11 protein-coding genes are annotated in these 13,289 nt (G+C 39.0%); 1 reads left to right on the top strand and 10 read right to left on the bottom strand.

What is annotated here, in order from left to right; translation table 11 throughout:
* The 10 genes from DDV96_RS03880 to DDV96_RS03835 all read right to left on the bottom strand — a co-directional run bounded on the left by DDV96_RS03880 (nt 1) and on the right by DDV96_RS03835 (nt 12,374).
* On the bottom strand, nt 1-480 hold the full coding sequence (locus tag DDV96_RS03880; protein WP_116693428.1) for a hypothetical protein: 480 nt from the start codon (nt 478-480) through the stop codon (nt 1-3).
* On the bottom strand, nt 477-2,672 hold the full coding sequence (locus tag DDV96_RS03875) for an AAA family ATPase (RefSeq protein WP_116693427.1): 2,196 nt from the start codon (nt 2,670-2,672) through the stop codon (nt 477-479). Before DDV96_RS03875 ends, DDV96_RS03880 begins: the two co-directional genes overlap by 4 nt.
* Nucleotides 2,673-2,674: 2 nt before the next feature.
* Nucleotides 2,675-2,890 (bottom strand): hypothetical protein, encoded by a 216-nt coding sequence (locus tag DDV96_RS03870; protein WP_116693426.1) that lies wholly within the window; start codon nt 2,888-2,890, stop codon nt 2,675-2,677.
* Complete coding sequence (locus DDV96_RS03865; protein WP_116693425.1) at nt 2,887-5,091, bottom strand: DEAD/DEAH box helicase family protein; 2,205 nt, start codon at nt 5,089-5,091, stop codon at nt 2,887-2,889. The genes DDV96_RS03870 and DDV96_RS03865 overlap by 4 nt, the downstream gene beginning before the upstream one ends.
* 144 nt (nt 5,092-5,235) lie before the next feature.
* Nucleotides 5,236-5,511 (bottom strand): ATP-dependent Clp protease adaptor ClpS, encoded by a 276-nt coding sequence (locus DDV96_RS03860; protein WP_116693424.1) that lies wholly within the window; start codon nt 5,509-5,511, stop codon nt 5,236-5,238.
* Between the two features lie 400 nt (nt 5,512-5,911).
* Complete coding sequence (gene prmA, locus DDV96_RS03855; RefSeq protein ID WP_116693423.1) at nt 5,912-6,748, bottom strand: 50S ribosomal protein L11 methyltransferase; 837 nt, start codon at nt 6,746-6,748, stop codon at nt 5,912-5,914.
* Between the two features lie 549 nt (nt 6,749-7,297).
* Nucleotides 7,298-8,050 (bottom strand): triose-phosphate isomerase, encoded by a 753-nt coding sequence (tpiA, locus tag DDV96_RS03850; protein ID WP_116693422.1) that lies wholly within the window; start codon nt 8,048-8,050, stop codon nt 7,298-7,300.
* A gap of 329 nt (nt 8,051-8,379) precedes the next feature.
* On the bottom strand, nt 8,380-9,456 hold the full coding sequence (locus tag DDV96_RS03845) for an ABC transporter permease (protein ID WP_116693421.1): 1,077 nt from the start codon (nt 9,454-9,456) through the stop codon (nt 8,380-8,382).
* A 4-nt stretch (nt 9,457-9,460) separates the two neighbouring features.
* The gene (locus DDV96_RS03840; RefSeq protein ID WP_116693420.1) at nt 9,461-11,173 is read right to left on the bottom strand and encodes a BT_3928 family protein; all 1,713 of its coding nucleotides are present in this window, start codon (nt 11,171-11,173) and stop codon (nt 9,461-9,463) included.
* A 652-nt stretch (nt 11,174-11,825) separates the two neighbouring features.
* On the bottom strand, nt 11,826-12,374 hold the full coding sequence (locus DDV96_RS03835) for a DUF1599 domain-containing protein (protein ID WP_116693419.1): 549 nt from the start codon (nt 12,372-12,374) through the stop codon (nt 11,826-11,828).
* A gap of 52 nt (nt 12,375-12,426) precedes the next feature.
* Between DDV96_RS03835 and folP the strand changes: the two genes are divergently transcribed.
* A complete protein-coding gene (folP, locus tag DDV96_RS03830; RefSeq protein WP_240607667.1) occupies nt 12,427-13,260 on the top strand; it encodes a dihydropteroate synthase in 834 nt (277 codons plus the stop codon).
* Nucleotides 13,261-13,289: the final 29 nt, after the last annotated feature.

Genomic DNA, 13,289 nt, shown 5'->3' with positions numbered 1-13,289 from the left:
TTATTCATTCATCAAATCCACAAACAAATAACTCGAATTAATCAAGTTATCATTTTCCCATTCTTCTTGAAGATATTGTAAACCGCCATTGGCGTAGCTTTCAATAAACTCAATAATATTACTAACCACTTGATTTATCTCTTTATCTTCCATATCTTCCAAGTCATTCCAATCAAAGCCAATTTCATCAGCATGACTAAAAATAATCATCAACAAAAAATCAACTAGACTAGAATCTCTTTTCCATTTTCCAATTTCCAAAAAGTCTTGTGTCAAATTTCGTGGAGGTAGAGACAGCTTTAATCCCTTTTTCAAGCCTAGTCGAAAACCGTATATATATAATTCATATAAAGGTCCAAATTGGCTGTACTCTGATTTTGACTGACCCTTATTGGCAAAAGCCTCCATTACTGGAATACGACTTTTTGCGTAACGTGGTCTTTTGGATAATATTAAACTTTTAAATTCTTGTGCGTTCATTTTAATTTTGTTTGAGAGGTTACTAACTCTATTTGCTCTGCATTTTCCGGAACATGGTTAACATACATTGTTTTTACTTTTCCGTCTTTAAGTAGTCTTTTACCAAGCTCATTAATTTTCATTTCATCCTCTCTTTTGTAAAGCTCTTTTACTAATACTATACTTTGAGGAAACACATCACTTATGGCTTCAAAAAAGCCTTCCGTAAAGCCTTCACCAAATGCTGAAATAGGAGCGTCTGCTAAAAGTGGATAATTATACACACTATTATTAGCCGAAATGATTGCCATGACAACAGAAAACTTTTTCATGCGTTGGAAACCTTCTGAACTTCCATGAACTGTATTTCCATTACTATCAATATAATTGAAATTTATGGAGCCATTCGGATTCTTTTCAAATTTTAAAATACCTCCAGTTAAATCATTATTTTTAATTAAATTTTTGAAGTGAATGTTTGCATGTTTTTCTAACAATTGAATCATAGCATCAAACACTCTGTCTTTTGCTTTTTGTGAAGCTTCTTCAAGATCATTGAGAACTTCGTAATTCTGATTATATCCAGTTGGAATATTATTTGACTTATTCAAGTCTTTGATTTCTTGTTCAATTGCTTTGATTTGCTTTTTGAAAGTATTGATTTTTGGGATAATTATGTCATTAATTTTACCATTGGCTTTTTCTCTCCTCCTGATAGCTCCGTTATAATTACTAATTATTTCTTTAGCTGAAAGCTCTGCATCATACCCAGCAATCATTATAGAATTACGATCATCCTCAATTGATTTAATTTGTTTTTTGAGTTTGTCAATACTTTCTTTAAGCTCAACTTCTTTTTCCTTCGTTTTAATAACTGAATCTCTAATACTATCAAACTTGTTGTAAAATGGTTGTGCATTGATTTGTAAATCACCAAAAAAATTATTTAGATCATTTTTCACAAATGGCTTTTCGGTTTGTTTATCCTTGGGACGATTTTTTAATTTAACAATGTTATTATGTTCAGCTGTTCCTTTTTTTGCCTCTCTATTACATACATAGCAATGCTCATCATCTATCATATTCTGCAATGAAACTGAATCTGGTGAATTCTCTGGTAAGAAATGAAAATATTCATTAGGATTCTCCTCAACATTTTGAAGCGCTCTCTTTTCATATCGCCTTTCAACAAACTGTTCCTTTAAATTACGGTATTTTTGAACTTCATCCTCAAATCCCATTGCGATCCAGGCAAAATTACCATCAAAAAATCGATTATTTATTCGATCCAGAAATGTTTCGAACTCTTCTTTTTTTTCTCGTAGTTTTTTTCTAATAGGCTTTAATTTATCATCAAGTTCTTTCCGCTTTTCAGCACTGGCATATTGCTTATCTAATTCATTCTTTTCTTCTTCAGCTGTATCGTAGGTAGCCTGCCATTCTTTTAATTTTTGGTTCTCATGATCAAGTTGTTCCTCAATATTTTCTTTTTCTTTAACGGCTTCGTCAAACCTTTCATTCTCAGCATTATTGGCTTTTAGCTGTTTCTGGAGATCTTTAAATGCTTTCTCTTTAAACTCTGATAGTAAATCATGAATCTTTTCGTACTTTTTAATATCCGTTAAATTTTCTACAGCCTCTTCAATGCTTTCTCTTTTTCCAAAGTCTATAATATCATCAACTTCTTCACCTTGAAGGAAAGAATATTTTCTGAAAGCAGGCATAATAAGATGATCAATTATTTGTCGTTTCTCAGATTCATCATATACTGGTTTATATTTATGTAAAACCAATTCAGTTTTATTGACTTCTACATCATTAATTAAAAACTGCCAACTTCTTTCATCACTTATTGAATCATTGATTTTAGTTGCGGAAAAAGATTTTATAATTTGATACTTATAACGTGTTCCACGGGTATATTCTAACATAACACCACATTCCACCCTGTCATTAATAACGGTTTCGTTTTTAGCTTTATCTGATAATATTTTGACTCCAGAATTTCTGACATTTACCCTTTGCTTAGTATCAGAATCGAGAATCTGATCATAGAACAACCATAAGAACGCATTAAAAAACTTAGATTTCCCCGCACCATTATCAGCGACGATAATATTTACCCCCTCCTCTAAGTCGTATGTATTCTCTTCATAATCACCATAATAATTAAAGAAATTCTTGAAAGCTATTTTATTTAAAATTGAAGCCATAACTATATCTTATGAATGTTTTTTAATATAGGATATATTTGTCTTGATGTTCTATTATTATCATTTTCATTGATAACCGTTGCTAAAATCTCTACCGCATTATTAAAATATGGAGGATTTGTTGTTAATTTTTCAACCTCTGAAGCCTTCAAATTATATTTTGACAATATATCAGGCTCTGAAAGTATTTCTCTTAATATTTCATCTCTTTTACTCATAATTCATCTATTATTTCATCTATATTTAATTCGTATTTTGAACACAACGATTGCAACTCATCTCGTGTATCGTAAAAATTCATGGATAAGCTCGAAAAATAAGCTACTCTTCTAAGTTCGGCTTTTACTTGACTTTTTTCCATCCTAAATGTATTAGTATTATTTGCATTCATAGACGGCACTACAACCATATCATAAATTGTTGCAAAGGATTTTTCATCGTGCTTTCGCAGTAATCGTCCACGGCGTTGAATAAATTGTCTAGGATTACCCGTACTTGAACAGAAAACACCCACTTCAGCTCTTGGAACGTCAACTCCTTCGTCTAACATTTTCATTGCAAAGAGCATCTCAATTTTACCTTCAGAAAAACCAGTTAGTATTCCTTTTAAATCATCATCTTCAGCCGTGTAAGAATTAATCTTTAAACCTGGTTTTATACCTATAGCAGCTTTCATAAAGTGATTTAGCATTCTTTCACCATCTCCTTGATCGTCATACACATAACCTTCAGGAACATAAGTGAAAACATATTTTAGTTTTTCTTGTTTCTCTAAATCAGAAATAATGTTTTTAAAACAATTAATTTTATTATGTGCTTTGTGAATAATGTTTTTCCTAATTAAAAGAAGTTTCTCTACTATAGGATCTTTTTTAAACACACCTTTATCAAAATCAAAATATCTAAGTAGTTTTTTAGATAATTCAATGTATCTCTCTAACTCTTCATCTTGAAGCTCTACAATTTTTGGAAAATATTTGTATTCTGTTAGACGTTCTTCCTTTAGCGCTCGCTCCATTGAAAACGAATAAATATAAGGAGGTGAATCATTGAAAAAGGCATCTATTGCATCAGTTCCTTCTGGGTCATAAATACGCTTAGGAGTTGCTGATAATCCAATTTTACTATTTACTTTAACAGTAGGTAATCGTTTTTTAATTTGACTTGCACCCATATTATGTGCTTCATCTGCAATAAGAAGGAAATTCTCTTGTACTTTATTGAAATATTTTTGAAACCTATCGGTCACAAAACTTCCGTAAGTCGAAATAATAATTAAGTCTTTCTTAATCCCCCATGAATAATTACTGACATAATTCGCTAAGTCTTTCTCCCAATTATTTCCACCTCCTACTTTTAATATATTTTGAAAATTAAATTCTCCAACTTCTTCTTCCCATTGGTTTAAAAGTGCAATTGAAGGTACTAATATAATAGCATTATACTTTTTTTCTTGTTTATACCCTTGAAGTAAGCAATTTAAAGAGGTAATTGTCTTCCCTGTACCTGTAGCCATTGCAAAAACACCAGAAAAATCATTTTCGTACCATCGTTCATAAGCTTCTTGTTGATAATCTCTAGGACCTTGAGGAAATGGAAAATTCGGTTCATTCTCAATTTTATCAATGATTTCCTCAAACTTTTTTTTTCGTTTCTCTTTGAGTTTTTTTACGCGGCTTATGTATTCATTATTCTCTGCATCCATATCAATTGTATCGATAAGTAGATCTTTTAATTCTTTCTCATTTCCTATTTTGTCAATAACAGCCTCTAAATCATCACTTTTTAAATAACGATACCCTTTGTGTTCTTGATTAAAAACTTTTTCAAAGTGTTCTTTTTCCTTTTTAATACGTTCACGGCTAACTTCACCATTCCAGGGTACTTCTATTTGAAAACTTTCACCATTTTTTGCGATTCCTGCTGGGGTAAAATTCATGCTACCCTGCGTTAAAATACTCATTTCTCCATCATAAAATATCATTTTCTTATGGTGAGCCATATCTTGTTTTCCGAAAAATACTGGTTGTAATTTTAATCGTTTTTGTTTTTTTAAATATTTCAGACAATCAAAAAATAACTGGCCTCTAGTATCCAATGCATTTTTTAATTTTAGCAAGTCTGTAACAATATTTTCTACCTTATTATAATTTTCAGTATTCTCTTCTTCTCTAATCAAATTATTAAAATCATCTGAGGTATAATAATGATTAGTGATAATTCTAATATTTCCTCCGTAATATATAAATTCGGCAAAAGATTCAGAAAGTACACTAAAAGTATAGGAATTAAAATAACCTAAAAACATGTCTACAGTTTTGGAAACAGGAAAAACCTCATTATAAAATTCTAAGGGAATATATTTAGAATCTGAACTATAGGAGTAAGTACTTGGGAAGTCGATGACTTTAAATCTCATGCTCTATTAAAAACATTAAAAAAGAAGTTTATAAAAAATAGCGGAAGTAATTCGCTAATATAACAAAGTTTAATAAATCCTTAAAAAAAAACACTGAGTTGTGATAGCGGATTATTAAAATCAAAAGCATCAAAAAAGCAACAACTACTGAATCTCCGCACTCAGCCCAGCTTCCAACAGTTTGGTGCAACGGGGCTCCAAATCGGCATACGAACCCGATTTCACGGTGCATTTGCCTTTGTAGTGCACAATAATAGAGCATTGCTCGGCCTGTTCCGGCGTGTGGTCGCAGGCCGCGATAAGCATATTGATTACGTGATCGAAGGTGTTCACCTCATCGTTAAACAGCACGATCTGGTTTTCTTTGGCTTCGTCCTCAGCGAGTAGAACGTCTTCTAATTGTTTTTCTTGGGTACTCATACTATGTTATTTTAGACTTGAGATTTGAGATTTGAGACTTGAGATTTGAGATTTGAGATTTTAGATTTTAGACTTGAGACTTGAGATTTGAGACATAGGACATAGGACATAGGACATAGGACGAAATTAATAAACGCTTCAAGATACTCAAAATAAGAAGTTTAGGGTTGCTTTAAATCAATTATACCTTAAATATTAACCTGTTCCCTTTTACCATTCCTGCCTGCCGGCGAGGCAGGGATGAAAAAACCTTCGGCAAACTCAGGATAAACCCAGTTAAAACCCAGGCTTAGGGTTTTCGATACCTCCCGTTGTTATTTCGGGATACGAATGCTGCTCATCCATTTTTTATACTTCCCGATATAACTTATTTTATCCTTTTGATGCTCATTATAGCCTACTAATTTACAAATTTTGCGGCAATCCAACGGTGGCGTTCTTTATTTTCAACGAAGGTAAGCCCCAATTTAGTACAACAATCCTGTATAAGTGGCAGGTCTTCTTTATAAAATCCGCTTAAATAGAGTTCTCCCTTTGGCTTCAGGCAACGGTGATAGGTGGCCATATCGTCCAGCAAGATGTTGCGGTTAATGTTGGCGATAATAGTGTCATACGTAGGTTGGGCAGGTAAGTTGCCCGCATCGCCCAGGGCCACCGAGATATGGCTACATCCATTGCGTTCCACATTTTCTTGGGAGTTCTCTACACACCAGGTATCAATATCAATGGCATCCAGTTGGGCAGCGCCCCGTTTCTCGGCCAAAATAGCCAGCACGGCCGTGCCACAGCCCATATCGAGCACGGTTTTACCGTCCCAGTCGTTTTCCAAAATAAACTGCAACATCATAAAGGTGGTTTCATGATGGCCGGTACCAAACGACATTTTGGGCTCGATAACAATCTCGTAAGGCACGCCATGGGCTTTATGAAAAGGCGCCCGCACCACACAGGTATCGCCTACGGCAATGGGCGTAAAGTTGTTTTCCCACTCGGCGTTCCAGTTGGTCTGGGCAATTTCTTTTTTGGTATAGTCAATCGCAAACAAATCGGAAGACAGAATGCCCACCGCATCCAATATAGGTTCCTGCCACTCCCCTTTTTGAATATAGGCCAGCACCCCCGTTTCGGTCTCCACAAAACTCTCAAACCCGGCCTCCCCCAGCTGCGCGATCAAAATATCCGTCCCCGGTTGTACCGGCGTAACGGTAAAAGCAAACTCTAAATAGCTATTTAGCATGTGATAATTTAATAAATAAAAATCAGTAATGTCCGATTAAAAAATTGTCCTTAAAATTAACAACAGTTATTTTCAATAAAATTTCTTTGTTCATTTTTTTCATTGACAAAAAAAGTGTGCATTACTCTCGTCGTGCCTCCTCGTCGTATGCAAGAAAAGTCTAGGCTTAACCGAACTTTGCTAAAAATTTCCCTCGTTACGGCGCAAACTAAAGGTATTCGCTGGTTTTTATAAATTTTTAAAGCTCAAAGTTTTGCTATTGTCTATTCAATTTTTTGCGGCTGGCGCTAGTTTGCTTAACCCTCCACTCACATCATTTTTTGTGCATTACTCTCGTCATTCTTCCTCGTCGTATGCAAGAACTTCGCTTAGGCCATTAAATAATAAAACCTTTAAAGCAAGGTATCATACTATAAAATCTCTCAAACCCTTTGCTATTATTGGCGTATCATTCGTTTTAATTAATTTAACCGGACACTAGTAAATAAAAATATTGGTTTATTAATAATTAAAATACGGCTTATGACTGTATACTGCTACTGCCTACTGCTACTGAAGGGAATTTGCAATCTCCATAAAGCTATCCACCTTCAGGGAAGCCCCGCCAACCAGGCCGCCGTCCACATCTTCTTGGCCAAATAGTTCCTTGGCATTGTCCGGTTTTACACTTCCGCCGTACAAGATGGACACGTTTTTGGCCGTACTATTTGAATAGGCATCGGCAATGGTTTTTCTGATAAAGGCGTGCATTTCCTGTGCTTGTTCGGGGCTTGCCGTTTCGCCCGTACCAATGGCCCAAACGGGTTCGTAGGCGATAATGATATTATTCCATTGCGCTTCGGAAAGGTGGAACAGCCCCTCTTCCAGTTGCTCAGCAATGACATTGAAATGGTCATCGGTTTCGCGTTGGCTCAATTCTTCTCCAATGCAAAAGATCACGGTCATGTTGTTCACCAAGGCGGTATTGACCTTTTCGGCCAAGAGCTCGTTGTCCTCCTTAAAAATGGAACGCCGTTCGCTATGCCCTAAAATCACGGTCTCTACTCCCACGCTTTTAAGCATGGCTGCGGAAACTTCGCCCGTAAAGGCCCCTTTGTCGCTTTGGTGCATATTCTGGGCCACCACCGTTACCGGATGCTCCCGCACCGACTGAAACGCGTGGTTTAAATTGGTAAAGGCCGGGGCGATCATTAGGGTGACCTCCTCGGGGATGACCTGCTTTTTCAATTGGACCAAAAACATCTCCGTCTCGGCCATATCGTTGTTCATTTTCCAGTTTCCTGCTACTATTTTTTTTCTCATGAGGTTGGTTGTTAGATGTTAGATGTTAGATGTTAGATGTTAGATGTTAGATGTTAGATGTTAGATGTTAGATGTTAGATGTTAGATGTTAGATGTTAGATGTTAGATGTTAGATGTTAGATGTTAGATGGAAAATAATATTCTTAAATCACATTTCCAATTAATATATTCAAATATCCCATTGAAACTCCATACTGCCTCTGTCACTGCTTACTAAATCGGTGCCTGAGTGCCCCGACGTTAGGAGGGGTGTATCGAAGGCCTGCTTACTACCTACTAAATCGGTGCCTGAGTGCCCCGACGTTAGGAGGGGTGTATCGAAGGCCTGCCTACCGCATACTGATTTTCGGGTCCAGCCAGCCGTATATGACATCGACCGCGATATTGATTATAATAAAAACAATGGCGATTACCAAAACCGCGCCCATGATCACGGGCAGGTCCAAGGTGTTCAACGCATCGACTATTTCTTTCCCCAGGCCGTTCCAGCCAAAAATATACTCCACGAACACCGCCCCCGCCAACATCGAGGCAAACCATCCTGAAATGGCGGTTACCACCGGGTTCAGGGAATTTTTCATGGCGTGTTTCCTTAAGATCCGTGCAAAGGACAACCCTTTGGCTTTGGCCGTGCGAATGTAATCTTGGTTGAGCACTTCCAACAAGGAGTTGCGCATAAGCTGCGACACCACCGCCAAGGGGCGGATGCCCAATACCACGGCTGGCAGGATCAGGTTTTTCCATTGTATGTGGCGCCCTTCGCCAAAATCGTCCACGTAGTACAGGCTTCCCGTCATATTCAAATGGGTGTATTTGTGCAAGACGAAGCCAAAGAGCCACGCAAAAAGTATAGCACTGAAAAAGGAAGGCACGCTCATGCCCAAGGTGCTTATCAATTGTATCAGTTTATCGATCCAGCCATCTTTAAACAGCACCGAGACAACGCCCAGCAAAATCCCCAAAACCAAGGCGATGGTGATGGCCGTTACCGCCAGTACCGCCGTATTGGGAAAGGTTTCGGCTATTACTTGGCTCACTTCCTTTCCGTTTTTCTGAAAAGACTCCCGAAGGTATGGGGTTTTTACCACCACGGTTGTCGTTCCTATTGTAAACAGGGGTGCTGCGTGGTACTTCCCTTCCGCAAGAAAGGTATAATCAGTCTCTTTAGTGCTGTGGAAAGACAGTGGCGACAAATCGTTTAAATAATACAGGTATTGCAGCCCCACCGGTTTATCGAACCCGTACTTTTTTTTCACGACTGCCAACTGTTCGGCACTTTCGTTTTGGCCCAGCATCATCCTAGCCGGATCGCCGGGCAGCACAGAGAACAGGAAGAAAATCACCGTCACCACGCCAAAGAGCGTCAAGAAAGCATATCCTAATTTTTGCAGTACGTACCCGGCCACTAGTCTATTGTTTTACGTCTTCCATCGTTTTTACTTCATACTCAAAGTCATCGCCAAACAACACCTTGGCATACGCTTCAATGGTTTGCTCAAAACCGGCCTCTTTACGGCGTTCGTTTACCGTTTCTGGGTCTTTAATGGGCCAGATAAAGCTGCCACGGCCATCGTTATAGGTCCTTCCCTGGGTGCCGTATAGTTGCGGTTTGTTTTGGTTCATCAAATAGCGGTCTTCCATCATGGCGACCAAATGGAACGGCAGCTCCCCTTTTTTTCCGGCTTCTTTTATAAGGGGCAAATACTGTGGAATTTTATCGGGGTTGTGCTGCAATACGTACCAAGCGGCGGTATTGGTAGGTTCGCCCACAACCGATTTACCGGGGTAGCCCCTATCGTTGAACACTTTTTCAACAAACAGCATGTTGCTGCTGTCCAATACGGTTTGCATGACCCAGAGGTCGCCATTGTATTCTTCGGGGGTGAGCCCCATTTCTTCGCCCAGTTGGGCACGTTCTTCGGCTGTTTTGGCGTGCATTAACTTGCGGTAGCGCTGGTCCAGCACGGCTATGCTGTCCAACCGTTGTTTTAAAATGAAATCCATATTGGGGGTTGCCGTTTCCAAAGCAGGCAACTGCAGTTCGTCCACGTCGTTCCAGTGCACTTTTTGTTTAATGGTGCCGTTTTGCAGGTGCAGTACGCCGGGATTGCTCCGTACAATGGTCTTTAAAGCGGTTTCATCACAAAAGTAGAATTTGAAGTTCAGTTTATACCGCTCTGCCACCGTTTCGGTGCGTTCGGTAGCCGAAGCCGACATCCCAATGACCTTATACCCTTTTTTCAGGGCTTCGTTGGTGATATCGCGTACGGGGAAGAAGCCGTCTGTTTCGGCTTTGTTCAAGTTATAGGCGACCACTACGATTAGGTTGTCTTCTTGCATAAATTCTTCAAAGTGGTTCTCACCGTCCCGTTCTATGGTAAAATCGTGTATGGGTGGCTCATAGCCCGCTTGGACCTCGGTGGTTTCCACGCCAATGAATTCGCCATCCACCTTGGGGTAATCGCCTTTAGTCAAGACTGTTTTTTCTTCTCCATTTACGTTGAATTTCCATTCGTAATCGTAAACGGGTTTTGGCGCCCCTTCGGGAATGGTCATTCCTTCTTCTATGTTGGCGCCTATCTTGTACGGCCTAAAATCGATGATGGGCAGGTGCATCAACACGTGGTAAGTGACCCATAGGCAGCCTACAAAACCTACAAATATCACCAAACTACGGATGTTTCTGGTAAAGAGCGGCGTGATGTATTTTCTTCCGAAGAACAAAATCAAAATGAGCAGCAGCAATATCACATCCTTGGTAAACGATTGCCATGGCGTTAACGGAATGGCATCGCCAAAGCAACCGCAATCGGTCACTTTATTGAAGTAAGCCGAATAAAAGGTAAGGAAGGTAAAGAAAACAATCATGAGCAACAGGCTCCATACCGTAAACTTGCGCAAGTATCCCAATAGCAACGCAAAACCCAGTAAGGTTTCAAAAATGACTACGAATATGGCAATTAGCAGTGCATACGGAACAAGGAACTCTAGGTTTAATACTTCGGGCGCAAAATAATCTTGCAGTTTAAAGGAAAACCCAATGGGGTCGTTCAATTTTACGAGGCCGCTGAAGATAAAAAGGATCCCTACCAATACTCTTGAAATGCTTACCAATATTTTCATAATGTCTGTTTTCTTTTAATCTTTTAATGAAATTAATTTCCTATTTTATAATAAATAATAACTCGCAAAATGTCAGTCTCAGTCTGTCGAAGACGTAATTATTAAGAACGCTTCGACAGACTCAGCGTGACAATTTAATATACTTTATCAGTAATGTCCGATTAAAAAAAATTGCCCTTAAAATTAACAATAGTTACTTTCAATAAAATTTGTTTGTTCATTTTTTTCATTGACAAAAAAAGTGTGCATTACTCTCGTCGTGCCTCCTCGTCGTATGCAAGTAAAGTCTAGGCTTAACCGAACTTTGCTAAAAATTTCCCTCGTTACGGCGCAAGCTAAAGGTATTCGCTGGTTTTTATAAATTTTTAAATCTCAAAGTTTTGCAATTGTCTATTTAATTTTTTGCGGCTGGCGCTAGTTTGCTTAACCCTCCACTCACATCATTTTTTGTGCATTACTCTCGTCATTCTTCCTCGTCGTATGCAAGAACTTCGCTTAGGCCATTAAAAAATAAAAAACCTTTAAAGCAAGGTGTCATACTATAAAATCTCTCAAACCCTTTGCTATTATTGGCGTGTCATTCGTTTTAATTAATTTAATCGGACACTAGTAATACTTTATAATGGTTAAACATACATCTAATGGATTTGTATTAATTTTTATGTACTTGCTCTAAATGAATCATGGCAAAGATTGAATAATTGATCATATCTTGATAATTGGCATCTATTCCTTCTGAAACCAAGGTTTTTCCTTTATTGTTTTCTATTTGCTTGACCCGCAACAGTTTTTGCAGGATCAAATCGGTCAACGATGATACCCGCATATCGCGCCACGCCTCGCCATAGTCGTGGTTTTTGTCGAGCATCAACTGGCGGGTCGTGGCCACTTGCTCGTCGTACAGTTTTTGGGCTTCGTCCAATGAAAGGTCCGGTTGCTCCACCACGCCTCTCTCCAACTGTATCAATGCCATTATGGAATAATTGATAATGCCAATGAACTCACTAACCTCATCGTCGGCCACTTTTTGTTCGGTATTTTGTTGCAAACCACGAATGCGCTGTGCCTTTATAAAAATCTGGTCGGTAAGCGAGGGCAACCGCAAAATGCGCCAAGCGCTGCCGTAATCTTTCATTTTATTGGTAAACAGTTCTTTGCACGTCGCAATTACGGCATCGTATTGTTTTAAGGTTTTGGTCATTGGGTTACTGGGATTTTCCGTAAATTTCGCTTAAATAATTCAAATTAGAAAATTGAACACGATCAATTGCAACGGAACGCTCGTCAACTTGAACAAAACCAAGGTCATGGGCATTATTAACGTCACCCCAGATTCGTTTTACGACGGCGGAAATACCATTAAAGAAGCCGATATTTTAAAACAAGCCGGACAGATGCTGGAAGAAGGCGCCACGTTTTTGGATGTGGGCGGGTACAGCTCCAGGCCGGATGCTTCGGATATTTCGGTGGACGAAGAAATAAACCGCGTGGTGCCGGCGATTGCAGTTATTTTGAAACACTACCCGCATACTTTTGTTTCCATAGACACCTTTAGGAGCGCGGTGGCCAAAAAAGCGGTACAAGCGGGAGCGTGCATGGTCAACGACATCAGCGGTGGAAACTTGGACCCCAAAATGCACCGTACGGTCGCCCAACTGAAGGTGCCCTATGTTTTGATGCATATGCGCGGTACGCCGCAGACCATGAAAAAGCTAACCGATTACAGCGACGTCACTTTTGAGGTGATTCAGTACTTTTCAAGGCAATTGGCCCTAGCACGCGAGGCTGGCATAAACGATGTGGTGATCGATCCCGGTTTCGGTTTTGCCAAAACCCGGCAACAAAGCTTTGAGCTGTTGCGGTACATGGAGCTTTTAAAACAGTTGGACGTCCCCATTTTAGCAGGCGTTTCCCGGAAATCGATGGTGTATAAAACGTTGAAAATTTCGGCCAAAGAAGCGTTGAACGGCACCACGGTGCTCCATACGGTTGCGTTGCAGAAAGGGGCTTCCATTTTGCGGGTTCATGACGTAAAAGAAGCCATGCAGTGCATTAAGTTGGTGGAAATGCTCTCGCCCTACCCATAAATTTTATATTTTTAACCATTAGACACAAA

This window comes from Marixanthomonas spongiae (assembly GCF_003095375.1).
Classification (GTDB): Bacteria; Bacteroidota; Bacteroidia; order Flavobacteriales; family Flavobacteriaceae; genus Marixanthomonas; species Marixanthomonas spongiae.
Note: the sequence above shows the minus strand (reverse complement) of the source record. Positions and strands in the feature narration are given on the sequence as shown.